Consider the following 24,155-nt stretch of genomic DNA (forward strand, 5'->3'; position numbering starts at 1 on the left):
CCCGCAAGGGGCTGGCCTTTCCCTATTGACTTCCCATCTGTCTGCGATGTCTCAGATTCACATGACCCGCGTCGCCGTCGGCTGTTCCGATTATCCGGCGCTGGAGGCGCGCATTGCCGCCTATGCTGCTGGTGGCGAGGTTCGCTTCCCGACGCGCTTCAAGCCCAAACGCGCCAACGAGCTGGTCGGCGGCAAGCTGCATTTCATCGTCAGACATAGGCTCGTCGCGCGCGTGCAAATCCTGCGCTTCGACGATCGCAGCGACGGGCGGGTCGATATCGTCTGCGCTGCCGATCTGGAGCGTGTGTATCCGCAGCCGAAGCGCGCGCATCAGGGGTGGCGCTATCTGACCGATGCCGACGCGCCCAAGGGGCTTAGCTACGGCAGCGGCGTCGGCGAGCTGCCGCCCGAACTCTATCGCGATCTCGCCGAGCTGAGCCTGATCTAGCCCGCCTGCGCTGCAAGCATCGCGGCCATTTTTTCCCAGACCTTGTTGATGGCCTTGAGCGGTCGCACCATAACCTTGAAATCGGTTATTTTTCCTTCGTCATCCCAGCGGATGATGTCGACGCCGTTGATCTGGATGCCGTCGAGCTCGGTCAGAAACTCCAGCATGGCCTGATCGCCATCGACGATCTCGCGCAAATAGCGAAAATGCTCACCGCCGAGGACGTGGCTCGCCGCGTGAAGATAGGCAAAGACCTTGTCTTGCCCATCCTGCGGGGTGTGGACGACGGGTGAGTGGAACACCGCGTCGTCGGCGATCAGGCTCCGCAAGGTTTGCGGATCGCCGCCGCCCGCCATATAGGCGTGCCAGGCGGCGAGCCCCTGATGCGCGCTCATGCCAGATGCTCGGCGAAAAAAGCCCTGGTGCGGCTATCGGCGAGCTTCGCGCCCTCGTCGTTGCGGCGATTGCCCATTGTCGCGGCGAAGCCGTGATCGAGGCCCGGATAATCGTGGAGCGTCACCTTCGGATGCGGGTCGAGCCCGTCGTGGATCCGCTTTTGCGCGGCATCGTCGACCAGATGATCCTCGGTCGGAATGTGGAGCATCAGCGGGTTGGCGATCGCATGGCTTTCATTGAGCATCTGGTCGATCATCACGCCATAATAGCCGACCGACGCATCGATGTCGGTGCGTGCGGCGGCCATATAGGCGAGGCGACCGCCAAGGCAAAAGCCGACGCACCCGACCTTGCTCGCGCCCTGGCTGCGGAGCCAGCGGATCGCTGCTTCAATGTCTTTCACCCCGTCGTCGGCGTCATATCGACTGAAATAGCCGAAAGCCTCGTTGAGTTCGGATTCGATGTCGGGATCGAGCTCGACCCCGGGGGCGAAACGCCAGAAGATGTCGGGCGCGATCGCCAGATAGCCTTCGGCCGCCCAATCGTCGCATTTCTGGCGGATGCCCGCGTTCACCCCGAAGATTTCGGGGATGACGATGACCGCGCGCGAGCTGTCGGCGTCGGGGCGCGCGACATAGGCGGGAATCTGGTTCGTCCCGTCGAGCGCGGGGATGGTAATGTTCGTCGCGGACATGGCGGGATCTCTCCTGACTCTTGCTTCTTGGCCGTGAAAGCGCAAAGCTAGCGGCGCCGCGGCCATGGCTCAAGCGGCTTACCATGACCGGGGCGGAGACAGGCGATGAAGTTCAATATCGAGATCGATTGCACCCCCGAAGAGGCGCGACGGCTGTTCGGCCTTCCCGACCTCGAACCGCTCCACGACATCTATCTCGATCGCGTCAAGGAACTGATGGCAAAGGGTATCACGCCCGAGATGGTGCAGGCGATGGTCAAGAGCTGGGTGCCGATGGGCGAAAGCGGGCTGGGCCTTGTCCAGTCGCTGCTCGGCCAGTTTGGCGGCGGCCTGATGGGCGGCGCGGCAAAAAGTGGCGACGCGGCTGACGGCAAACCCGCCAAGGGACGCAAAAGCTGAACCAAGCGCGTGCAAGCAACACGATTTTCGCGCTGTCGAGCGGGATGCCGCCCGCTGCGATCGCGGTCGTGCGGATCAGCGGGGTCAATGCCGCCCAGGCGTTGCAGGCGTTGGCAGGGCGGCTGCCGACGCCCCGACATGCCTCGCTCGCCAGATTGAAGGGCTGTGATGGCGGCGCGCTCGATCATGCGCTGATCCTCTGGTTTCCGGGGCCAGCGACCGCGACGGGCGAAGACCTCGCCGAACTGCACCTGCACGGCGGGCGCGCGGTGGTTGCGGCGGTGGAGGCGGCGCTGGCGGCGATGCCGGGATTACGGCGCGCGGCGCCTGGCGAATTTACGCGGCGGGCGTTCGAGAATGGACGGATCGACCTTGCCGAGGCCGAAGGACTGGCCGATCTGCTCGCGGCCGAAACCGAAAGCCAGCGGGTGCAGGCACTGGACCATGCGAGCGGGCATGTATCGCGCGCAGTGGCGGGATGGCAGGATCGGCTGCTCGGGCTGATGGCAGAGGCGGAGGCCGAGCTCAATTTTTCCGATGAGGATGATGTCGACGTTGGCGAAGGGGTTGCGCAGCGCGTGCTGGAAGGGATGGCGACGCTGGCCGGAGAATTGGGCGCATGGCTGGCGCGGCCGGCTGCCGAGGTGATTTCGGAAGGCTTGTCCGTGGTGATCGCGGGACCACCCAATGCCGGTAAATCGACTCTTATCAACGCGTTAGCTAAAAGGGAACTCGCGATCGTGTCGCCGGTCGCGGGGACAACCCGTGACGTGATCGAAACGTCGCTGGCGCTTGACGGTATCGCGATGCGCTTTTCGGATACCGCAGGACTGCGCGGCGAAAGCGCCGATACGATCGAAGCCATAGGGATCGATCGCGCCAGGGCGGCGATCGAGGCGGCCGATATATTGCTGTGGCTCGGGCCGCCCACGGAAGCGCCCGACCACCCGCGCACGATCCTGATTGCGGCGCAGGCCGACCGCTGGCGCGGCGATGCGGCGGCCGAAGCAGCGGCCGCGCGATGCGACCTCATCCTGTCGGCGGCGACAGGCGAGGGTCTGGACAAGCTGCATCACCTGATCGTCGAAATGGCACGGACACTGTTGCCGCGCGAGGGCGAAGCCGCCTTGCGTCAGCGCCATCGAGCTGCATTAGGTGATGCAAAACAATGGCTTGATGTCGATCCCGGTTCGCGCGAGGCGGGCGATCTGATCCTGCTCGCCGAACGCCTCCGGCTCGCCGCGACCGCGCTGGACCGGATCACGGGGCGTGCCGGGGTCGAGGATATGCTCGATGCGCTGTTCGGGCGATTCTGCATCGGCAAGTGACGTTCCACGTGGAACATCGGACCACCGGGCGCGGTGGATTCGCGCTCCGCTTTGCGCTAAAGGCGGCCGCCGATCATGGATAGCAGTACAAACTTTGATGTCATCGTCGTCGGCGGTGGGCACGCCGGAACCGAGGCCGCCGCCGCCGCGGCGCGGCTTGGCGCGCGCGTCGCACTCGTCAGCTTCGACCCCGCGTTGATCGGGACGATGTCGTGCAACCCGGCGATCGGGGGGCTGGGAAAAGGCCATCTGATGCGCGAGGTCGACGCACTCGACGGTTGGATGGCGCGCGCGGCCGACGCGGCGGGGATTCATTACCGGATGCTCAATGCGTCGAAGGGCGCGGCGGTGCAGGGACCGCGCGTCCAGGCCGATCGCAAACTGTATCGGCAGGCGATCCAGGATCTGATCGCGGCGGAGGAAGCTATCGCGATCATCGAAGGCGAAGCCGCTGCGCTGATCCTTGCGGACAACGGCGCGCGCGTGGCGGGGCTCGAGCTTGGCGACGGCGCAAGATTGACCGCGGGCGCGGTGGTGCTCGCGACAGGCACTTTCCTTGGCGGGCGACTGTTTCGCGGCGAAGAACGGATGGAGGGCGGGCGCATCGGCGAAGCGGGGGCACTCCGGCTCGCCGCGCAGCTTCGCGCCGCCGATCTGCCAATGGCGCGGCTCAAGACGGGAACCCCGCCGCGACTCGACGGGCGCACGATCGATTGGGCGCGGCTTGCCGAACAACCGTCGGACAGCTCCGAGGGGGCGACCTGGACCTGTTCCACGTGGAACAATGCGCGGATCGTGCCGCAGATTTTCTGCGCGATCACGCGCACCAACGCCGAATCGCACCGAATCATCGCCGATAATCTGCATCGTTCGCCGCTGTTCACCGGCGCGATCGGTGCGGCGGGGCCGCGCTATTGCCCGTCGATCGAGGACAAGATCCACCGCTTCGCCGATCGCGACGGGCATCAGATATTCCTCGAACCGGAAGGGCTCGACACGCATCTTGTTTATCCGAACGGCATTTCGACCTCGCTCCCCGCCGATGTGCAGCTCGCGATGCTGCGCACGATGGAGGGGCTTGAGACGGTCGAAATGGTCGTCCCCGGCTATGCGGTCGAATATGACCATATCGATCCGCGCGCGCTCGACCGAACATTGCAGGTCCGCGCTATCGGTGGGCTGTGGTGCGCGGGGCAGATCAACGGCACGACCGGATATGAGGAAGCCGCGGCGCAGGGGCTGGTCGCGGGCGCCAATGCCGCGCTCGCCGTCCAGGGGCGCGATCCTTTGATCCTTGATCGGTCCGAATCCTATATCGGGGTGATGGTCGACGACCTGGTGTTGCAGGGGGTGACCGAGCCTTACCGGATGCTCACCGCGCGTGCCGAATATCGCTTGCGGCTGCGCGCCGACAATGCGGCGACGCGGCTGACGCCGAAGGGGATGGCACTGGGGCTGGTGCGGTCCGCGACCGCGGCGCTGTTCGACGCGCGGATGGCCGCGCGCGCGCGCGCGGAGACGCTGCTCGAAGCGCCGGTGGCGACTGCCGATTATGCGGCGATCGGATTGCCGCTGCCCGGTGACGGCATCGCGAGGCGGCGAATCGACCTGATGCGTTTTCCCGACATGACGGTCGAGCGATTGAAGAGGCTGGTTCCCGATATCGAATCGATCGATCGGGCGATCCTGTCCGAAGTCGTCGAAGACGCGCATTATGCGCCCTATATCGCGCGCCACGAAGCCGAACTCCGCGCGCTCGCGGCGAACGAGGCGATCATTCTTGACCCCGCGCTTGACTATGGCGCGATCGGCGGACTGTCGCGCGAGATGGTCGAACGGCTGACCAAGGCACGCCCCGAAACCTTGGGGCAGGCGTCGCGGATCGACGGGGTGACACCTGCGGCGCTCACGGCGATCATGGTGCATAGCCGGCGGCGCGCGGCTTGAATCGGAGGCGAGCTTCATTCGCGACGATGCCGGAGAGCGCATAGTGGCGCCGGTGCGAGAGGCTTCCCAAATTTCACGCAAGGGTGCAGAGGCATGAAGAGGAAGCTGGATTCCCGCGCGGCGCCGCAAATCGCCTGCGACTCAGCGGCAATGACGAGACAGGAATGGGCAGCTGGTGAGTTCTGACAGCGGCGTATTGATGAACGAAGGTGAAGCGCGCGACTGGATTGCAAGCAGCTTCGCGCCGACTTCGGCGCAATGGGCCGGCCTCGAGCGTTTCGCGGCGATGCTTGTCGCCGAGAACAAGCGGCAGAATCTGATCGCCGCGTCGACGATCCCGACAATTTGGGTGCGGCATATTGCCGACAGCGCGCAGTTGCTCGCACTTGATACCAGAGTCGGGGGGCTTTGGGTCGATATGGGAAGCGGGCCGGGATTGCCGGGGCTGGTCGTTGCGATCCTGAGCGCGCGACCGATGCTGCTCGTCGAATCGCGCCGCCGCCGCTGCGATTTCCTGCGCACGGTCGTGGCCGAGCTGGGTCTCGGCCATGTGGAGGTCGCCGAAGCGCCGCTCGAACGCGTTGAAACGCGCCCCGCGGCGACGATCAGCGCGCGCGCCTTTGCGCCGCTCGACCGGCTCATCGACTTATCCGCGCGCTTTTCCACCGAATCGACGCGCTGGTTGCTGCCAAAAGGGCGAAACGGGGTTAAGGAACTGGCGTCGCTGCCCGATGCATGGCAGAGAATGTTCCACGTGGAACAGAGCCGTACCGATGCCGACAGCGGCATATTGGTCGGAACGGGGCGTATCGCGCCGAAAAAGCGAGGGAAAGCATGATTCGCATTGCCGTGGCGAACCAGAAGGGTGGGGTCGGCAAGACAACGACGGCGATCAATCTGGCAACCGCACTCGCGGCGACGGGCTGGCGCACGTTGATCATCGACCTCGATCCGCAGGGCAATGCTTCGACGGGGCTGGGGATCAAGCAGTCGCAACGCGAATGTTCAAGCTACGAATTGCTGCGCGGGGATGCGACGGTGACCGAATGTGCGATCGCAACCGCCGTGCCTCGGCTCGACATCGTCAGCGCGACGGTCGACCTGTCGGGCGCCGAGATCGAGCTGATCGAGTTTCAGGACCGCCTTCACCGGCTGCAAAAAGCCCTGTCGGGCACCGAAGCGGGGCAATGGGACATTTGCCTGATCGATTGCCCGCCCTCGCTGGGGATGCTGACCCTCAATGCGTTGATCGCCGCCGAATCGCTGCTCGTGCCGCTGCAATGCGAATTTTTTGCGCTCGAAGGATTGAGTCAGCTGCTCACGACGGTTGAGCGCGTGCGCGAGCGTTTCAACCAGAAACTGTCGATCCTTGGTGTCGCGCTCACCATGTTCGACCGGCGCAACCGGCTGACCGACCAGGTGTCCGACGATGTGCGCGAGGTGCTGGGGCCGGTGGTGTTCGACACGGTGATCCCGCGCAATGTTCGCTTGTCCGAAGCGCCGAGCCACGGGCTCCCCGCGCTCATCTATGATCATCGCTGCGCCGGGTCGGCGGCCTATATCGCGCTCGCGCGCGAGTTGATCGACCGGCTTCCCGCGATTCGCAAGGCAGCATAAATGACTGAAAAAAAGGAAGAAAATATCACATCTCCGCCGCGGAAACGTCCGTCCGGCCTGGGGCGCGGGCTGAACGCACTGTTCGGCGACGCCGCGGTCGAGGCGCCGGTTCTGGCAACGCCGGGCGGCGCGGCGCGCGCCGCGCCGGTTGCGGGCGATTCCGTGCAGCATGTGCCCGTTGGCGCGATCCGCCCGCTGCCCGGTCAGCCGCGCCGCCATTTCGACGAGGAGGCGATCGCCGAGCTTGCCGATTCGATCGGCTTGCGTGGCTTGTTGCAACCGATCATCGTGCGCCGGTCGCCCGATGGCGAGGGTTATCAGCTGGTCGCGGGTGAGCGCCGCTGGCGTGCGGCGCAGCGCGCGGGGCTGCACCAGATCCCCGCGCTCGTGCGCGAACTGGACGATGCCGCGACCTATGAGATCGCGCTTGTCGAGAATATCCAGCGGCAGGATTTGAACGCGATCGAGGAAGCGAGCGCCTATCGCCGCCTGATCGAGGATTTCGGACATAATCAGGAAGCGCTCGCGAAACTGGTCGGCAAGTCGCGCAGCCATGTCGCCAATCTGATGCGCCTGCTCGACCTGCCCGACGCCGTGCAGGCGCTCGTCGGCGACGGGGCGCTCGCGATGGGCCATGCGCGCGCGCTGATCGGCGCCGACGATGCCGAAGCGATCGCGCGCAAGGTGGTCAGGGAAGGCCTGTCGGTCCGCGCCGTCGAGGCGCTCGTGCGCGCGGGCAAGGGCGGTGGGCGCAAGGCGCCGCTCGAATATAAGAGCATGGACGGTCCCGGCGGGCGCGACCCCGACATCGTCGCGGTCGAGCGTCATCTGTCCGAACTGCTCGGCATCGGCGTCGGCATTCAATATGCAGGCGAGGGCAAGGGTGCGCTGACGCTGAAATTCGCGTCGCTCGATCAGCTCGACATGATCTGCCAGCGATTGTCGGGCGAAGGTATCTAGGGTCAGCGTCCCGCGTTTGGGCCGATTCGGCAATGCGGCGCGATCCACCGAGTCGCGAATCGTCGCGAGCAATGTCCAAACTGTATCACGCCGGGTCGTAAAGGCCCGGAACCCGAAGTCGCCGCCGTCGGCGGATACAATGCAAATCATTGTTTTGTAGCGATTATATTCTGGAACGGGCCGCAACCCCCTAATCTGCTGTTAACCATGGTTGCTGGCAAAGCCTGAACGGCTGGGCGCCTAAAGAGGTCGGCGAATGGGGTGGGATTTCCATTCGGATTTTGACCATTTATCGAATCAAGGGACCAATCATATGCGCACCACCGGAATGAAGCGCGCCCTGCTGGGCGCCGCGATTGCTGCTTTCGCCTTCAACGCCTCGGCGGCGCATGCGGCGACCGCGACGGGCACGGCGACTGCCAAGATCCTGCGCCAGATCACGCTCACCAACACCAGCGACCTGCAGTTCGCGACGATCATCAGCGGCGCGACCGCTTCGACCGTCAGCGTCTCGACCGCTGGAGCGGTCAGTTGTGGCGCGGGGCTGACCTGCACCGGAACGACCACTGCCGCGAACTTCAATGTCAACGGCACCGAAGGCGCGGTCGTCGTGGTCGGGGGCGATGCGAATGTTACGCTCAATGGCTCACTCGGCGGCTCGATGACCTCGTCGCTGACCTATTCGAACGCGACGATCACGCTCGGTGCGAGCGGGGGCAGCTTCCAGGTCGGGGGCACGCTGAACGTCGGCGCCAACCAGACTGCGGGCGATTACAGCGGCACGTTCAACGTCACCGCCAATTATCAGTAAGGGGGCGGGGGCCGGCGAGCCCCGCGTCCGCCGGAACGCCAAGCGGCCGTCGGGATGGGACCCGGCGGCCGCTTTCGTTTGTCGGACAGGCAAAGGGGTGGTTAGCGAAATATCAACCATGTTGCGCCAGGCAGGGGGCGACCAACCGACGGGGGCAAGGACCAGCCAGCCCCCGACTTGCCAACGATTGTGGGGATCGTATCCATGCTGCGTCTTTTCAAAGCCTTTCGCCTGCTCGCCGCGGGCGCGCTCGCCCTGCTGTCGGTGCCCGCGCACGCCGCGGGCGACCTGCTGGTCGCGCCGACGCGCGTCATTCTCGACGGGTCGCGCGGGACCGAAGTCGTGCTCAACAATATCGGTGCCGAGCCCGCGACCTATCGCATCAGCCTGGAAGTCAAGCGGATGACCGCAGCGGGCGGACTCGACGAGATCGCCGAATCCGATGCGAACGATGCCGAAAAGGCGGCACTGAACATGATCGCCTTCAGCCCGCGCCGCGTCACCCTGCCGCCGAACCAGCCCCAGGTCGTGCGCGTCGGCGTGCGCGTGCCCGAAGGAACGCCGCCGGGCGAGTATCGCGCGCACATGCTGTTCCGCGCGGTTCCCGACGCGGCCGCTGCGACCGCCGAACCCAGGCCCGCGGGCACGGGCGTGTCGATCGCGCTGACGCCGATCTATGGCATCACCATCCCGGTGATCGTGCGCGTCGGTGAGCTCGACGCCGAGGCGGCGATCGGCGAGGCATGGGTGAGCGAGAGTGATGAGGGCGCAGCGTTCAACTTCGATCTGACGCGTACGGGCAATCGTTCGGTCTATGGCGACATCGAGGTGACGCGAGCGGGGGTGGCCGAGCCGCTGCTCGTCGCCCGCGGCATCGCGGTCTATCCCGAAATCGCCGCACGCCAGGTGTCGCTGCGCGTGCCGCAGGAGGTCGCGGCGAAGCTCAAGGGTCCGGTGCGCATTCGCTATACCGAAGACCGCGAGCTGGGCGGCGGAACGATCGACGAAGCCGAGCGGGTGGTGAAGTGAGCCGATAAGGGCGGACCGGCGCAGGCAGGGCGATGATTCGCGCGGCGCTTGGCCGATGGCGGAGGGGCGCGCTGGCCGCGCTGGCGCTGGCCGGGGCAATGGTCCCGACCGGCGCCCAGGCGCTCGACAGCGCGTCGCTTTCCATTCCGGCCGACGGCTGGGCGCCGAATGAGGATGACAGCTGGTTGCTCGACGTGCGGTCGGGGCCGTATCGCCTCGGCGACGGGGTGCGCGGCTATCAGACGCCGCAGGGGATCTGCGTCGACCTGGGCGATGTCGTGCTCGCGCTCGACCTTGCGGTGCGCGTCGACCGGAAGTTGCGCCGCGCAACCGGCTGGGTGTTCGACGAGCGGCGCAGCCTGTCGATCGATCGCGACGCGGGCGAGGTGCGCGCGGGAAGCGCACGCTATCGCCTCGGCGCGACGACGATCCGCGATACCGCGGCAGGATGGTGCGTCGATCTTGATGATCTCAGCGAGTGGCTCGGCGTGCCGCTCGCCGCTGACCTGTCGAACGCGGTGTTGCGCGTCGATACGAAGGACAAGCTGCCCTTTCAGCTTGCCGCCGAACGCCGCGCGCGCGCCGCCGCGATCCGCCCACAGGCGCACTTCGACCTCGCCAGCCTGCCGCAGGCGGCGCGGCCGTACCAGGCGTGGGCACCGCCCTCGGTCGATGTCGTCGCTTCGGCGGGCGCAGTATCGGACAGGCGCGGCGGTTCCCATGTGCAGGCGCGCTACGAGATTTTTGCGGCGGGCGAACTGGCCGGGCAGAGCTTCGATGCACGGCTGTCGTCGGACAATGACGGCGTGCCCGACAGCCTCAGGATGCGCCTTTACCGCACAGACCCCGAAGGGCGGCTGCTGGGGCCGCTGCGGGCGACGCATTACGCGGCGGGCGATGTCAGCCTTCTGTCGACGGGAATCGTCGCCGCTTCGGCCGCCGGCCGCGGCGCGGTGGTGACCAACCGCCCGGTCGAGCGGCCCGACGCCTTTGACAAGACCGATTTTCGCGGCGACCTGCCCGCGGGATGGGATGCCGAGCTGTATCGCAACGGGCAGTTGCTCGCCTTTACCACGCCGACGGGCGACGGCCGCTACGAGTTTATCGACGTGCCGCTGCAATATGGCGCCAACCGGTTCGAGATCGTGCTTTATGGCCCACAGGGGCAGATCCGCCGCGAGATCCGGCAGGTGCAGGTCGGCATGGATTCGATTCCCCCGCAACAAAGCTGGTACTGGGCGGGCATCGCGCAGGAGGATACCGACCTTTTCAGCTTCGCAAACCGGCGGCGCGGAGCGTTTCGTCGCGGCTGGCGCGGCACGTTGGGGATCGAACGCGGGCTGGATACGCGCACGTCGATCGCCGCCTATGTGCACAGCCTGCTGATCGAGAATGTCCGCCGCAACTATGGCGAGGTCGCGCTGCGGCGTTCGATCGGCCCGACCTTGCTTGAAGTCGGCGTGGCGCAGGCTGACGATGGCGGAGGCGCGGCGCGCGCGAGCTGGCTCGCCGCCTTTGGCGAGACTTATATTCGCGCCGACGCGATGCGCGGCTGGGGTCGGTTTGTGTCGGATAGATTCGTGAACAATGTCAATGCCATGACCTCTGTTTCGCTCGACCAGTCGGTCAAGCTCGGGCGAACGATGCTGCCGCTGCATTTCGATTTGCGGCACGTCGAGCGCCGATCGGGGTTCGACAGCATCGAGGCAAGTGCCCGCGCATCGGCGAACTTTCGCGCGCTCACCTTTACCGGCCAGCTCGACTGGAGCCGGACAAAGGCCCCGGTCGGCCCCGACCCGCCCGACAATCTGACCGCCAGCTTGCTCGCCAACGCGCGCATCGGGCGCGTGCGTCTTCGCGGCGAGGCGCGTTTTGCGCTGGCCGGTGAGGGCGGCGATACCCGCATGACGTTGATCGGCGAATGGGCCGGGAAAGGTGACGCCGAATGGCGCGCCGAACTCGGCTATGATCGCGGGCTTGATCGCGCGCGCATCGGCGCTGGATATACGCGCCGTTTCAACGCGTTGCAGCTCAGCGGGTTTGGCGAAGTCGCGAGCGACGGGTCGGTGGCGGCGTCGCTGTCACTCGCTTTCAGCTTCGGGCCGGATAGCGGCGGCGGCTGGCGCGTATCGAGCGAGAAACTGGCGAGCGGCGGGCAGGTGGTCGCCGAAGTGTGGATGGACGAAAACGGCGACGGCGTGCGGCAGTCGGGCGAAGCGGCGCTGCCAGGTGTGCCGCTGACCGCAGGTCACGGCCATGCCGACGCGGCGACCGACGCGTCGGGGCGTGGGACGATCGACGGGCTCGAACCCTTTCGTCCGGTGCTGATCGGCGTTGATGCGGGCAGCTTGCCCGACCCCTATGTCCAGCCTGCGTTGCCGGGGGTGGTGGTCACGCCGCGGCCGGGCGTCGCGACCCGCATCGCCATACCGATGACCGCCGCGGGCGAGATCGAGGGCATCGCGCGGCGCGACGGCGGCAACCCGGTCGAGGGGCTGCTTGTCGAGCTGGTCGACGCCGAAGGCCGCGTGCGGGCGGCGACGGTCACCGAGTTCGATGGCTATTTTCTGTTCGAGGGCGTCGCCTATGGTCGGTATATGGTGCGGCTGGGCAAGGCATCGGCGGCGGCGTTGCGGCTCGACGCCCGTTTCACGGTGGCGGCGGTGCCGGGCAAGGCAACCCCGCGCGTGCGGCTGGGCACGCTGATGCTGAAGCCGGTGCGGCGCGATGCCCTGGCGGGCGATGATGCGTCGCCGGGGCTGGGCGAAGCGCGCGGGCCGCCGCGAAGTGGCGGGTTGTAGCGATGACGGCTTTGGGGTGGATTCGAGACTTGCCCGTCTTTCCATTCGTGTCGAGTCCTTCGGCTGCCATGCAGAGGCTCAGGATAGGCTTCGGCCTTTTGTCGAAGTCGAGGCACCCATCGACACCGCGCGACGCAGAGAGCCTGGATATCGCACCGGTCGAAACGCCGGCGACAATGTCGAGCCGGACGCCGCGGTTCACGACGAGTTCGTGGACGACGCCCACCTGAAAGGCGCCTTTTGCGCCGCCCCGCTCAGAACGATCGCCAGTCAGCCTGCCATGACGCGCGCCTCCTGCGAATGCGCAATCCTATCGCAAATCCGGTGGCTTCCCACGGTGCGAGAGGGGCTGAAAGCCAAAGAATCGGGTGCCGTGTTAACCACTTTTTATCCATGATTGGCCACAGCGGAAGCGAATGTGATTTGTCTGTGGGGAACGATCGAATGTCCGAAGCCATTGGTTCGCGAAACCGCCCGACGGGCGTCGATGTGGCGATCATCGGCGCGGGGCCGGCGGGGCTCACCGCTGCCTATCTGCTGACCAGGGAAGGCTATTCGGTCACGGTGATCGAAAAGGACCCCGTCTATGTCGGCGGGATCAGCCGGACGGTCGAGCATGAGGGCTTTCGCTTTGATATTGGCGGCCACCGCTTTTTTTCGAAGAGCCGCGAAGTTGTCGAGCTGTGGAACGAGATCCTGCCCGACGACTTCATCGAGCGCCCGCGGATGAGCCGCATCTATTATGAAGGCAAGTTCTACAGCTATCCACTGCGCGCGTTCGAGGCGCTGTGGAACCTTGGCGTCATCCGATCAACCCTGTGCATGATGAGTTATGCCAAGGCGAAGCTGCTGCCGAACCGCAATGTCCGCAGTTTCGAGGACTGGACGGTGGGCCAGTTCGGGCGGAAGCTCTATTCGATCTTTTTCAAGACCTATACCGAAAAGGTGTGGGGTATGCCGTGCGACGAAATGTCGGCCGACTGGGCGGCACAGCGGATCAAGGGGCTGAGCCTCGGCGGCGCGGTGATCGACGGGCTGAAGCGCAGCCTGGGGCTCAGCAAGAAGCCCAACGACGGCATGGCGGCCAAGACCCTGCTCGAAACTTTCCGTTATCCGCGACTCGGACCCGGCATGATGTGGGAGGCCGCGCGCGATAAGGTGGTTGCGGGGGGCAACCATGTGCTGATGGGTCACAGCTTCAAGCAGCTGACGCAGGATCAGGTCAGCGGGCGCTGGCGGCTGACCGCCAACGGCCCCGACGGCGACGTCGTGATCGACGCGGCGCACGTCATCAGCTCGGCGCCGATGCGCGAACTGGCGGCCCGCATCCATCCGTTGCCCGCGTGCGCGCTGTCCGCGGCGCCGTCGTTGAAATATCGCGACTTTCTGACCGTCGCGCTCAAGGTCCGCTCGGAAGACCTGTTCCCCGACAACTGGATCTATATCCACGACAGCCAGGTGCAGGTCGGCCGCGTGCAGAACTTCCGCAGCTGGTCGCCCGAAATGGTCCCCGACCCGGAGATCGCCTGCGTCGGTCTTGAGTATTTCTGTTTTGAGGGCGACGGGCTCTGGTCGTCGAGCGATGCCGATCTTATCGCACTCGCGACCAGGGAAATGGCGATCCTTGGTCTTTGCAAGGCCGAGGACGTCGTCGGCGGCGCAGTGGTGCGGCAGGAAAAGGCCTATCCCGTCTATGACGATGATTATGCCGCGCATGTCGAGACGATGCGCAGCGAGCTTGAGGCGCGTTACCCGACGCTGCACATGGTCGGACGCAACGGGATGCACCGTTATAACAACCAGGATCATGCGATGATGACCGCGATGCTGACCGTGCGCAACATCGTCGCGGGCGAGAAGCTTTACGATATCTGGGGCGTCAACGAGGACGCCGAATATCACGAAAGCGGCACCGAGGGTGAACGCGCGGCGCTGGCGTCGGTTCGCGACGTGCCCACGCGCGTCGCCAGGGCCGCCTGAGCGTTCGGCCGGGGAGAGAGGCGCGATGCAATCCGCGCTCAGACTCGTCGCATCGGTGCGCCGCGGCGAGGTCCGCTGGGTCAATTACCTGCTCGCGAGCGCGCTTGCGCTCGGCAGCGACGCCGGGCTGTTCCTGCTCCTGCTCGATGCCGGCCTCGCTCCGGTTCCGGCGTCGGCTACAGGCTATTGCGCGGGCATCCTCGTCCACTGGCTGATCTCCAGCCGCCTCGTCTTTGCGGACGGCGCCGCGGCGCGCGGTACGGGTGAGCGGCATCGCCAGAAGCTGCTGTTCGTTGGATCGGCGGTCGTCGGGCTTGCGGTCACCACTGCGATCGTCGGCGGCGGCAGCGCGCTGGGGCTCGACCCCCGGCTGGCGAAGCTTGTGGCGATCATCGTCAGCTTCCAGACGACCTATTTGCTGCGCCGCCATATCGTGTTCCGGGCTGCTGCGGGATGATCAAGGCGGCGGCAATGCCGCCGGGCGGCATCCGGCTCGGCCCCTGGTTCACGCCCACGCGGATCGCATTGATCGTCTGGGGTCTGATGAGCCTGATCGCGATCGCCGCAAACTGGCGGGCGATCGAAACGCTCGATCTCGGCGACACTGACGACGCGATGCGCATGGCGCAGGTGCGCGACCTGCTTGCTGGGCAGGGCTGGTGGGATCTCACGCAATATCGCGTCAACCCGGCGGGCGGCGGCGTGCTGATGCACTGGTCGCGCATCGTCGACGCGCCGCTGGCGATCGGCATACTGATGCTGCAACCGCTGTTCGGACCGGCAATGGCCGAACGCATCGTGATGGCGGCCTGGCCGCCATTGCTCGGTGCGGCGCTCAGCGTTGCTTGCGCGCTCGGCTACCGCAACCTGTCGGATCGCCGCATTGCCTATGTCGTTCCGCTGTTCCTCATCATGTCGGGTTATATACTGGTCCAGTTCCGGCCGCTGCGCGTCGATCATCACGGCTGGCAAATCCTGCTTGCGATGCTGGTGATGGCACAGGCGCTGCGCCCGGCGTCATGGGGTTCGGGGCTGTTCGGCGGACTGTTCGCCGCGGCGTTGCTCGCGGTGTCGATCGAGGGGATGCCGATGGCGGCGCTGTTCGGGGGCCTCGCGGCGCTGCGCTGGGCGCTCAACGGCCGCGGCGACGATCGCGCGCGGCTTTGCGGTTATATGGGGGCGCTCGCCGGCGGGGCGATGCTGTTTCAGTTTGCAACCCGTGGCCCCGCCGGGCTGGTCGGCACCTGGTGCGATTCGCTTTCGGCGCCCTATATGGCGGCACTGGTCGCGGCTGCGGCGGTGGTTTTCGCCGCGACCAGCGCCAATCCGGCGCGCATGTCGACGCGTTTCCTGCTGCTGATCCTGGGCGGTGCAGCCGCCGCAGGAGCGCTGGTGTGGACCGAACCCCTGTGTGCAAAGGGGCCCTTTGCCGCGCTCGACCCCATCGTCGTCGATTTCTGGTATCGCAACGTCCTCGAGGGTCAGCCGCTCTGGGCCGCAAAGGCGCAAGACATGATCCATGTGCTGGTGCCTTCGTTCATCGGGTTGGTCGGCGCGCTGTTCGCGTGGCGCGGCGCCCCGGTTGCGGCCGACCGGCGAAACTGGGCGACGGTCATTGCCGCGCTGCTGGGTGCTGCTGCGCTGTCGCTGCTGGTTTTTCGCAGCGTTTCGACCGCGCATCTTTTCGCGCTGCCCGGCTGCGCATGGCTCGGCCTGCGCGCCTGGACATGGGCGCGCACGATCCGCGCGGCCGTGCCGCGCATCCTTGCCTCGGCCATGGCGACGCTTACGCTGCCGCTGCTTGGGAGCATGGCCGTGGCGGCGCTGCTCAGTCTCGCCGTCCCCGCCTTGAGGGCGGAAGAGGCGCGCGCTGCGGCCAGGCTCGCCGATGCCAACCGCTATCGCGATAACTGTCTTGACGGCGCGGCGATCGCCGACGTCAATCGGTTGCCGCCGACGACGTTGCTGACCCCTATCGACCTGGGCGCCCCCCTCGTCTTCTGGACCCCGCATCGGCTGGTCGCGACGCCGCATCACCGCAACAAGGAAGCGATGGCCGACACGATCCGCGTTTTTGCGGGCGATCCGGCCGCGGCCAAAGCGCTGGTGCGGCGTCAGCAGGCGGCGATGATCGTCTATTGCCGGACCGCCAATGATTTTGCGCGCTATCGCCGCGCGCGAAAGGACGGGCTTGCCGCGCAGCTTTATGCCGGGAATCCGCCCTCGTGGCTCGAAGCGGTGCCGATCGAATCGCGTGCGGGGCTGGCGGTGTGGCGGGTCAAGGGCGACCGAACCCCGGTTCAGGCGGGCCGGAAGCGCAGCGCCGCGCCATTCATGCAATAACGCTTGCCCGTCGGTTTCGGTCCGTCGTTGAACACATGGCCCAGATGGCCGCCGCAGCGCCGACAATGGACCTCGGTGCGTGGATAGCCGAGGTCATAGTCGGTCGCGGTGCCGATCGCGCCTTTCAGCGGCGCCCAGAAACTTGGCCAGCCGGTGCCGCTGTCATATTTGGTCCTGCTCGAATACAGCGGCAGCGCGCAGCCCGCGCAGACGAAGGTGCCGGCGCGCTTTTCCTTGTCGAGCGGGCTGGTGAAGGGGCGCTCGGTCGCCGCCTCGCGCAATATGCGATATTGAAGCGGCGACAGGCGCTTTTTCCATTCGGCTTCGGACAGGCGCCAGCCCGGCTCGGCCTTGGGCCGCGCCGATTTGGCGAACAGCATCGGCGCGGCGACGATGCCGCTGCCAAGCGCCAGGCCGCCCAGAAGATGACGTCGTGCGATCATGTCTTGCCTCCTGCCACCTTATACGGCGGAAACAGGCGCCGGGTTTCAGCCCCGGTCAATAATGTTCGAGTTCGACCGGCAGGCGGCGATAGCCGTGGACGAAGCTTGCATGGACGCGTTCGGGCGCGCCGACGACATTCACGCGCAGGCGGCGCTTCTGCATCTCTGAAATCAGCGTCGTAAGCTGCAACTCGGCGACCCGCGCGCCGACGCAGCGGTGGATGCCATAACCGAAAGCGAGGTGGCGGCGCGCGTTTTCGCGGTCGACGATGATGCGGTCGCCGTCGGGAAAGACGCTCTCATCGCGGTTCGCCGAGGCGTACCAGAGCGCGATCTTGTCGCGCTTCCTGATCTGGTGACCGAACAGTTCGGTGTCCTCCATCGCCGTGCGGCGCATGTGCGCGAGCGGGGTTTGCCAGCGAATGATCTCGTGCATCGCATTGACCGCCAGTTCGGGATCGTGGTTCGCTTCGAGCTTGGCGCGTTCTTCGGGGAAGCAGTGGAGGCCATAGGCATAGGCCGACATCGAATTGCGTGTCGTGTCGTTGCCGCCGACGATCAGCAGGATGAGGTTGCCCATGAACTCCTCGTGGCTCATGTGGCTCATCGCGTCGGACTGGAGCATGATCGAGATCAGGTCGTGCTTGCCGGGATTTTTCGCCTTGTGGTCCCACAGCTCCTTGAACGCCGCGCCCATTTCAAAGGCAATCGCGAGCCGCGCCTGCCGCTCTTCGAGCGTGTTGAAGCTTTCGATGTCGCCCAGCGCATCGGACCAGGCGGTCAGCTTGTGCCGGTCGGCCCAGGGAAAGTCGAACAGGATCGCGAGCATGTCGGTGGTGAGTTCGATCGACACTTTTTCGACCCAGTCGAACGTCTCGCCGACCGGCAGCGTATCGATCAGCGCGGCGGTGCGCGCCTGGGTGTCGGCGCGCATCCGCTCGATTTCGGAAGGGCCGAAGGCGGGGGCGACGGTGCGGCGTTGCGCCGTGTGCTGCGGCGGGTCCATGGCGATGAACATCGGCATGGGAATCTCGCCCTCTTTCAGATGCTCGACCCCGTCGCCCGCGACGGTGATGCCGCCATATTCCCAGCTGGACGAAAAAATCTTGGGCAGTGCCTCGATATGCTGGATCGGCTTGTAGGTGGTCACCGACCAATAGGGGCCGAATTTCGATTCGGGGCAGTAATAGATCGGCGATTCGGCGCGCAACTGGCGCATCGGTTCCTGCCAGCGATCCTCGCTCCAAAGCTCGGCGCGGCTGACGTCGAGCGGATTCGGGGTTTCAGGCGCAAGGCGAATCTGGGTGGCCACGGGCAGCTCCTCTCTGGCGGCCGTCTTGGCGCGGCCGATTCAGTTGCAGAATGCCACTATTTACAACTTTGTCAACGGCGGGACGACGGGTCAGGCGCGGTTGCCGCGCGCCCAGAATTTCCAGTTGCCGCCACCGCTGAGCACGCCCGCGCGGAACAGCCGCACCGCGATCCAGATCACCAGCGCGACCCACAGCGCCTGCCAGCCGAGCGCGAGCAGGTGAACCGCCTTGTCGCCGTCGGTCGCGGCGCGCGCCGCCATCGCGAGCGGCGAGGAAAAGGGGAAAATTTGCGCGAAGCGGGCAAGGCCGCTGTCCGGCGCGCCCGCTGCGGCGGCAGACAGGCTGAACATGCCGACCTGGAAAATGGTGATCGGGAGGCTGAGCATCTGAATCTCGCGCACCGTTGCCGCCTGTGCGCCGATGCCGAGAAAGACGGCGCCGAGCAGCAGAAAGGACAGGATGAAATAGGCGAAACCGATGCCGAGGAAAAAGGGCCAGCCGGTCGCGGGCATCGACGCCAGCGCGTCGGCGGCCTTGCCGGCCTTGCCCGCCGCGGCGAGGCTGGCAGGATCGAACTGGGTCGCGGCGACCAGTCCGGCGCCAAAGGCCATCGCCAGCCAGAAAGCGATGAACAGCACCGCGACGCCCAGGAAACCCAGCAGCTTGCCCAGAAAGACGGTTTCGAGCGGCACCGCGGCGGCGAGGATCTCGATCACCTTGTTGCCCTTTTCTTCGGCGAGCGAGCTCACTGTCTGTCCGGCGAGCAGCAGCGTCAGCAGGAATATGACGAACACCGCGCCGAACCCCATGGATTGTTGTGCCGCGATACTGGCTCCCCCGCTTCGCAAGCTTTCAAAGCGCGGCGCGATCGGGGCGACAGGGCCTGCGGCGCGGTCGCGCAAGGCTTCGCTTGCCAGCAGCGCCAGATAGCGGCCCGAAAGGCCGTCGGCGTTGCGCTCGACGATATGTGGGGCGACGAGCGGTCCGCTCATCACGGCATAGGTATCGGCGCCTTTTTCACGCGCAACCGTGCGCGGATCGATCATGGTCGGCCCGGCGAGCCGCACCTCGAGCAGCGGCGGCGCATCGGGGCCGCGGAAAGCGTCGCGCAGCCGCCGGTCGGCGGCGCGCAGCGCCTCGACATCGGCGGGATCGACGATCGCAACAATCCGCTCGGCGCCGCGCGCGCTGTCGGCGAGCTGCGACGCGCCGACGCCGCCCGCAAGCCCCATGCCAACCATGAAAAGCGGCGCGAGGAGAAAGAGGAGGAAAGCCGGCGTCGCGACGATCGCCAGAAAGTCGCGCCGCGCAACTACGAGGATGTTTCGCAGAATGGGGGTCATGCGCTCGCTTCCTCGATGGCATCCTCGGTGGCGTCGGCGTCGAAACCGGCGTCGACCTGTCGCACGATATGCACGAAGGCATCGTGCAGCGCGGGGCGGCTGATCGACAGGCCGCTGACGCCATGGCCGCTCGCGGTGATCCGCGCGAGCAGGGGTTCGACATCCTTGTCCTCGATCGCGAAATGCCAGGCGTCGCCGCGACGCTCGGCACCTGACGGCAGGCAGGCGGCGATCGCGGCGGCATCGCCTGCTTCGCGCGGCGTATAGCGCACCTGCATCGGCAACAGCGCGCGCGCTTCGTCGACGCTTCCCTCGAAGCGTCGCGCCGAACGCGCGATGATCGCGATGCGATCGCACAGCCGCTCGGCGTGCGCCATCACATGTGTCGAAAACAGGATCGTCGCGCCGCGCATCTGTTCGCGCCGCACGATCATCTCAAGCCGTTCCTGGTTGACAGGGTCGAGCCCCGAAAAGGGTTCGTCGAGGACGATAAGGTCGGGGGCGTGGACGATCGACCCGATCAGCTGGACCATCTGCGCCATGCCCTTCGACATCTTGCGGATCTTTTCGTCGATCACGCGTTCGAGTCCGAGTTCGGACATGAAGGCGGCGGCGCGGCGGCGCCCCTCTGACCAGTCGAGCCCGCGCAGCGCGCCCATGAAGGCGATCGCCTCGCGCGCTTTCATGCCGGGATAGAGGCCGCGCTCCTCGGGCAAATAACCGATGCGGCTGCGCACATTTTGCGGCTTCAGGCCGCCGAGCAGGCGGCTTGTCCCTTCATCGGGGTCGATGATACCCAGCGTCATTCTGAGGCTGGTCGTCTTGCCCGCGCCATTGGGGCCGAGCACGCCATAGATGCTGCCCGTCGGCACCGCCAGGCTGACAGCATCGACCGCCTTGAAATCGCCGAAATATTTGGTGAGGCCGGTCGCCTCGACGCTGAAATCGTTCAAAAGCTGGTCCCCGATCATTCGTATAGCAGGCTATGGCACGGCGAGGCCGCTCGCGTATAGAGCGCCAATGGTTGCCAAGCCCTTGCCCCCCCTTGAAGCTCGCCTGGAGGCCGCCGCACGCGCAGAGGGGTTCGTGGCGTTCGGCATCGCCGCCGCCGATGCCGCGCCGCACACGGCCGCGCGACTGCGGCAATGGCTGGCCGAAGGGTGTCACGGCGACATGATCTGGATGGAAAGCCGCGCCGAACAGCGTGGATCACCCAGGGGGCTATGGCCCGCGGTCCGGTCGGTGATTGCGCTCGGCATGAGCTATGCCCCTGCGCTCGACCCGCTCGCGCTCGCCGATCATCCCGATCGCGGCCGCATTTCGGTCTATGCGCAGGGCGCAGACTATCATGACGTTGTCAAAAAGGCGCTAAAGGCGACCGCGCGCTGGCTCGTCGGCGAAGCCGGCGATGCCGAGGTCAAGGTGTTCGTCGACACCGCGCCGGTGATGGAAAAGCCGCTGGCCGCGGCTGCGGGGCTCGGCTGGCAAGGCAAGCATAGCAACCTCGTCAGCCGCGAACATGGCAGCTGGCTGTTTCTGGGGGCGATCTATACGACGCTCGATCTCGTGCCGTCGGCGCCGGGGCGCGATCGCTGCGGCAGTTGCACGGCGTGCCAGTCGGCCTGCCCGACCGATGCTTTTCCCGCGCCCTACCGGCTCGATGCGCGGCGCTGCATCTCCTATCTCACCATCGAGCATGACGGTCCGATTCCGGTCGGTCTGCGCCGCGCGATCGGCAACCGCATCTATGGCTGCGACGATTGCCTCGCCGTTTGTCCGTGGAACAAATTTGCCGTCAGCGCCCACCGGCACCGCGCCTTCCTGCCGCGCGCCGAACTGGCGGCGCCGGCGCTCGGCGACCTGCTCGCGCTCGACGATGCGGCGTTCCGGCAGGTCTTCGCCGGTTCGCCGATCAAGCGAATCGGGCGCGGCCGCATGGTGCGCAACGCGGCGATCGCGGCGGGGAACAGCGGCGATGCGCGCTTCGTGCAGGCGCTCGAACGGTTGTCGAACGACGAATCGCCGATGGTTGCCGACGCCGCGCGCTGGGCGCTCGTCGAACTGCGATCATGGCGCTGATTTGGCGCACGACGCGCTAGCGGCGCAGCGCCTCGGCGCAGCTGTTCACTTCGGCGTTGCGGCCGTCGGGCGTGCGCGCATCGACATGCGTTGCGACCGGACCCGCGCCCGCGCGCGGGGCATAGAAATAAATGTCGAGGATACAGCGCGACCCCGCGAACTGAAGCTTGCGCCCTGCGCCCTCGGTGATGTCGAGCCGCGGCTTGCCGAACATCCGCCCGACCGCATCGACGCTGCTGCCGATCAGCGCATTGTTCTGCACCGGCCGTACGGCGGTTGGCGGCGGCGCCGTGGGCGCGCGCGCAGAAGGGTGCGGGATCGCCGGGCCCGCGCAGGCGCCCAGCGTCAGGGCGAGGCCGGCAATGGCGGCCAACCGGCGGTTATCGGCCATGTTTCTTGTCCCCGTCGCTGAGGTGCAGCATGTGGACGGCCATAGCGGCGCTGAGCAGTGGCGCCAATAAATTGGCGACAGGCACCACAAAGCTTGCGGCGGACAGCAGGCCGAGCGGCCAGCGCGCGCCGCGGTCGAGGCGCGGGCGACCCGGATGGCGCGCGAGCACCATCGCCTCCAGATCGCGGCCCAGCAGCAGCGCGTTGACGAGCAGCGCGAGGATCGGCGTGCCGATGCCCGTGACGAGCAGCACCACATAGAGCGGGAGCGCAAGCAGATTGCCGCCGATCAGTCGGCCGAGCGAGGCGAGCGCGAGGCGGATGCTCTGGCCCCAGCCGACATCGACCGCTTGGGTCGCGGCGGCGGGATAATGGCGCCGCTCGACATCGGCGACGATTCCGTCGGCGAACAGGCCGATGACGACGATCGCGACTGCACGAAACAGCAGCCAGCCACCCGCGATCAGGCCCAGGACGACGAATATGCTCGCCATGTCGCGCGTCGCCGCGCCCGCCCAGCCCCATCGGTCGAGTGCGCAGCGCGCGCCGAAAAAGACCGCCGCGCCCGCCAGCGCGAGGAGCAGCAAGGTCAGCGCCAGGCTTTGCGCGAGGATCGCGAGCACGCGTGGGCTGGCGAGGTCGCGGACCGCGAGCAGGAAAGCGTGGAACGCGCGGGACATCGCCGATGGATGGTCGGCGCGGCCCGGCACGTCAAGCGTTCCGCTTGCCTTGACGCGCACCGGTCCGTAAAGGCGCGCGCAGCTTTTCCCATTCATCACAGGATAGTTCATGGCCGCCACCGCCCGTTTCGATGTCGTCGCGATCGGCAATGCGATCGTCGATGTCCTTGCCCGCGCCGACGACGCGCTGATCGAGGCGGAGGGGCTGACCAAGGGGTCGATGCGGCTGATCGACGGCGCCGAGGCCGAGCGGCTCTATGCCGCGATGGGTCCGGCGATCGAAATGTCGGGGGGATCGGCGGCGAATACGCTGGCGGGCATGGCGGCGCTCGGCGAACGCTGCGCCTTTATCGGGCAGGTCGCCGACGACCAGCTCGGCGCGGTGTTCACCCACGATCTGCGCGCATTGGGCGTCGCTTATGAAACACCGGCGCTCAAGGACGGCGCGCCGACCGCGCGCTGCCTGATCCTTGTCACCCCCGACGGGCAGCGGACGATGAACACCTTTCTGGGCGCAAGCCATTTGCTCGACCAGGCGATGATCGACGAGGCGTGGATCGCCGACGCCGAAATCCTTTATCTCGAAGGCTATTTGTGGGATCCGCCGCTGTCGCGCGCAGCGATGCGGCGCGCGATCGACGTTGCGCGCGCGGCGGGGCGCAAGGTCGCCTTCACCCTCTCGGACGCCTTCATCATCGACCGCCACGGCGCCGATTTCCGTGCCCTGATCGCCGAAGGCCTGTTCGACATCCTCTTTGCCAACGAGGTCGAAATCCGCGCGCTCGCCGAAACCGACGATTTCGAGGCCGCCGTTGCGACGATCGCGCCGCAGGTGCCGTTGCTCGTCGTCACGCGCGGTTCGCACGGCGCGCTTGCGATCCAGGGCGGCGTGCGCACCGAAGTCCCCGCCGAACCGATCGAAACGGTCGTCGATACGACGGGAGCGGGCGACCTGTTCGCTGCGGGCTTTCTGGCGGGCCTTGCCGACGGACGTTCGATCGCCGATTGCCTGACGATGGGGGCGGTATGCGCGCGCGAAATCATCGCGCAGGTCGGGCCGCGCGCGCAGACCGATCTCAAGGCCAGGGTCGCTGAACGGCTGGGATAGGGCGGTCCGAAGCGGCCTAATGCGCACGTAGCGATCCGCCCCGCGC

General features: G+C 66.5%; 23 protein-coding genes and 1 pseudogene. 15 read left to right on the plus strand and 9 right to left on the minus strand.

What is annotated here, in order from left to right; all coding sequences use genetic code 11:
• Positions 1 to 61 precede the first annotated feature (61 nt).
• A complete protein-coding gene (locus HUW43_RS10515; protein ID WP_223181459.1) occupies positions 62 to 448 on the plus strand; it encodes a DUF1489 domain-containing protein in 387 nt (128 codons plus the stop codon).
• Here HUW43_RS10515 and HUW43_RS10520 read toward each other — a convergent pair.
• A complete protein-coding gene (locus tag HUW43_RS10520; protein WP_188237356.1) occupies positions 445 to 843 on the minus strand; it encodes a nuclear transport factor 2 family protein in 399 nt (132 codons plus the stop codon). The genes HUW43_RS10515 and HUW43_RS10520 overlap by 4 nt on opposite strands.
• Positions 840 to 1,538 carry a dienelactone hydrolase family protein gene (locus HUW43_RS10525; RefSeq protein WP_188237357.1) on the minus strand — a complete coding sequence of 233 codons (699 nt, stop codon included), beginning with the start codon at positions 1,536 to 1,538 and terminating at the stop codon, positions 840 to 842. The genes HUW43_RS10520 and HUW43_RS10525 overlap by 4 nt, the downstream gene beginning before the upstream one ends.
• A gap of 105 nt (positions 1,539 to 1,643) precedes the next feature.
• Here HUW43_RS10525 and HUW43_RS10530 point away from each other — a divergent pair, with 105 nt between their 5' ends.
• The 9 genes from HUW43_RS10530 to HUW43_RS10570 all read left to right on the plus strand — a co-directional run bounded on the left by HUW43_RS10530 (position 1,644) and on the right by HUW43_RS10570 (position 12,430).
• Positions 1,644 to 1,937 carry a DUF6489 family protein gene (locus HUW43_RS10530; RefSeq protein WP_188237358.1) on the plus strand — a complete coding sequence of 98 codons (294 nt, stop codon included), beginning with the start codon at positions 1,644 to 1,646 and terminating at the stop codon, positions 1,935 to 1,937.
• Between the two features lie 23 nt (positions 1,938 to 1,960).
• Positions 1,961 to 3,265, plus strand: coding sequence for a tRNA uridine-5-carboxymethylaminomethyl(34) synthesis GTPase MnmE (gene mnmE / locus HUW43_RS10535; RefSeq protein ID WP_317450859.1), 1,305 nt, complete (start codon positions 1,961 to 1,963; stop codon positions 3,263 to 3,265).
• A gap of 75 nt (positions 3,266 to 3,340) precedes the next feature.
• A complete protein-coding gene (gene mnmG / locus HUW43_RS10540) occupies positions 3,341 to 5,212 on the plus strand; it encodes a tRNA uridine-5-carboxymethylaminomethyl(34) synthesis enzyme MnmG (RefSeq protein ID WP_188237360.1) in 1,872 nt (623 codons plus the stop codon).
• 199 nt (positions 5,213 to 5,411) lie between these two features.
• Positions 5,412 to 6,050 carry a 16S rRNA (guanine(527)-N(7))-methyltransferase RsmG gene (gene rsmG, locus HUW43_RS10545; RefSeq protein ID WP_188237443.1) on the plus strand — a complete coding sequence of 213 codons (639 nt, stop codon included), beginning with the start codon at positions 5,412 to 5,414 and terminating at the stop codon, positions 6,048 to 6,050.
• Positions 6,047 to 6,829, plus strand: a complete 783-nt coding sequence (locus tag HUW43_RS10550) for a ParA family protein (RefSeq protein WP_188237361.1) — start codon at positions 6,047 to 6,049, stop codon at positions 6,827 to 6,829. The genes rsmG and HUW43_RS10550 overlap by 4 nt, the downstream gene beginning before the upstream one ends.
• Positions 6,830 to 7,789 carry a ParB/RepB/Spo0J family partition protein gene (locus tag HUW43_RS10555; RefSeq protein ID WP_188237362.1) on the plus strand — a complete coding sequence of 320 codons (960 nt, stop codon included), beginning with the start codon at positions 6,830 to 6,832 and terminating at the stop codon, positions 7,787 to 7,789.
• Positions 7,790 to 8,102: 313 nt separating this feature from the next.
• Positions 8,103 to 8,600: a DUF4402 domain-containing protein gene (locus HUW43_RS10560; RefSeq protein ID WP_188237363.1), complete on the plus strand. Its 498-nt coding sequence runs from the start codon at positions 8,103 to 8,105 to the stop codon at positions 8,598 to 8,600.
• Positions 8,601 to 8,804: 204 nt separating this feature from the next.
• Positions 8,805 to 9,629 (plus strand): molecular chaperone, encoded by an 825-nt coding sequence (locus HUW43_RS10565; protein ID WP_188237364.1) that lies wholly within the window; start codon positions 8,805 to 8,807, stop codon positions 9,627 to 9,629.
• A 32-nt stretch (positions 9,630 to 9,661) separates the two neighbouring features.
• Entirely contained in the window at positions 9,662 to 12,430 is a 2,769-nt protein-coding gene (locus HUW43_RS10570) for a collagen binding domain-containing protein (RefSeq protein WP_188237365.1), read from the plus strand.
• 136 nt (positions 12,431 to 12,566) lie between these two features.
• Here the strand turns inward: HUW43_RS10570 and HUW43_RS16020 are convergent.
• Positions 12,567 to 12,704, minus strand: a pseudogene (locus HUW43_RS16020) (patatin-like phospholipase family protein); the annotation flags it as partial.
• A 170-nt stretch (positions 12,705 to 12,874) separates the two neighbouring features.
• Here HUW43_RS16020 and HUW43_RS10575 point away from each other — a divergent pair.
• The 3 genes from HUW43_RS10575 to HUW43_RS10585 are packed head-to-tail and all read left to right on the plus strand — an operon-like array spanning position 12,875 to position 16,753.
• Positions 12,875 to 14,410 carry an NAD(P)/FAD-dependent oxidoreductase gene (locus tag HUW43_RS10575; protein WP_188237366.1) on the plus strand — a complete coding sequence of 512 codons (1,536 nt, stop codon included), beginning with the start codon at positions 12,875 to 12,877 and terminating at the stop codon, positions 14,408 to 14,410.
• Between the two features lie 25 nt (positions 14,411 to 14,435).
• Complete coding sequence (locus HUW43_RS10580) at positions 14,436 to 14,867, plus strand: GtrA family protein (RefSeq protein WP_188237367.1); 432 nt, start codon at positions 14,436 to 14,438, stop codon at positions 14,865 to 14,867.
• A complete protein-coding gene (locus HUW43_RS10585) occupies positions 14,864 to 16,753 on the plus strand; it encodes a hypothetical protein (RefSeq protein ID WP_188237368.1) in 1,890 nt (629 codons plus the stop codon). Before HUW43_RS10580 ends, HUW43_RS10585 begins: the two co-directional genes overlap by 4 nt.
• On the opposite strand, the gene msrB is transcribed toward HUW43_RS10585, so the two are convergent.
• The 4 genes from msrB to HUW43_RS10605 all read right to left on the minus strand — a co-directional run bounded on the left by msrB (position 16,711) and on the right by HUW43_RS10605 (position 20,823).
• The gene (msrB, locus tag HUW43_RS10590) at positions 16,711 to 17,196 is read right to left on the minus strand and encodes a peptide-methionine (R)-S-oxide reductase MsrB (RefSeq protein ID WP_188237369.1); all 486 of its coding nucleotides are present in this window, start codon (positions 17,194 to 17,196) and stop codon (positions 16,711 to 16,713) included. The two genes, HUW43_RS10585 and msrB, sit on opposite strands and share 43 nt — an antisense overlap.
• Positions 17,197 to 17,251: 55 nt before the next feature.
• Entirely contained in the window at positions 17,252 to 18,508 is a 1,257-nt protein-coding gene (locus tag HUW43_RS10595; RefSeq protein WP_188237370.1) for a cytochrome P450, read from the minus strand.
• Between the two features lie 90 nt (positions 18,509 to 18,598).
• On the minus strand, positions 18,599 to 19,852 hold the full coding sequence (locus tag HUW43_RS10600) for an ABC transporter permease (protein WP_188237371.1): 1,254 nt from the start codon (positions 19,850 to 19,852) through the stop codon (positions 18,599 to 18,601).
• Positions 19,849 to 20,823 carry an ABC transporter ATP-binding protein gene (locus HUW43_RS10605; protein ID WP_188237372.1) on the minus strand — a complete coding sequence of 325 codons (975 nt, stop codon included), beginning with the start codon at positions 20,821 to 20,823 and terminating at the stop codon, positions 19,849 to 19,851. Before HUW43_RS10605 ends, HUW43_RS10600 begins: the two co-directional genes overlap by 4 nt.
• A gap of 49 nt (positions 20,824 to 20,872) precedes the next feature.
• Here HUW43_RS10605 and queG point away from each other — a divergent pair, with 49 nt between their 5' ends.
• The gene (gene queG / locus HUW43_RS10610; protein ID WP_188237373.1) at positions 20,873 to 21,931 is read left to right on the plus strand and encodes a tRNA epoxyqueuosine(34) reductase QueG; all 1,059 of its coding nucleotides are present in this window, start codon (positions 20,873 to 20,875) and stop codon (positions 21,929 to 21,931) included.
• Positions 21,932 to 21,947: 16 nt separating this feature from the next.
• Here the strand turns inward: queG and HUW43_RS10615 are convergent, their stop codons facing one another.
• On the minus strand, positions 21,948 to 22,322 hold the full coding sequence (locus tag HUW43_RS10615) for a hypothetical protein (RefSeq protein ID WP_188237374.1): 375 nt from the start codon (positions 22,320 to 22,322) through the stop codon (positions 21,948 to 21,950).
• A complete protein-coding gene (locus tag HUW43_RS10620; RefSeq protein ID WP_188237444.1) occupies positions 22,312 to 23,001 on the minus strand; it encodes an EI24 domain-containing protein in 690 nt (229 codons plus the stop codon). The genes HUW43_RS10615 and HUW43_RS10620 overlap by 11 nt, the downstream gene beginning before the upstream one ends.
• Before the next feature lie 109 nt (positions 23,002 to 23,110).
• On the opposite strand from HUW43_RS10620, the gene HUW43_RS10625 reads away from it, so the two are divergent.
• Positions 23,111 to 24,109 (plus strand): adenosine kinase, encoded by a 999-nt coding sequence (locus HUW43_RS10625; RefSeq protein WP_188237375.1) that lies wholly within the window; start codon positions 23,111 to 23,113, stop codon positions 24,107 to 24,109.
• Positions 24,110 to 24,155 lie beyond the last annotated feature (46 nt).

Source organism: Sphingopyxis sp. LK2115, from assembly GCF_014595975.1.
Classification (GTDB): Bacteria; Pseudomonadota; Alphaproteobacteria; order Sphingomonadales; family Sphingomonadaceae; genus Sphingopyxis.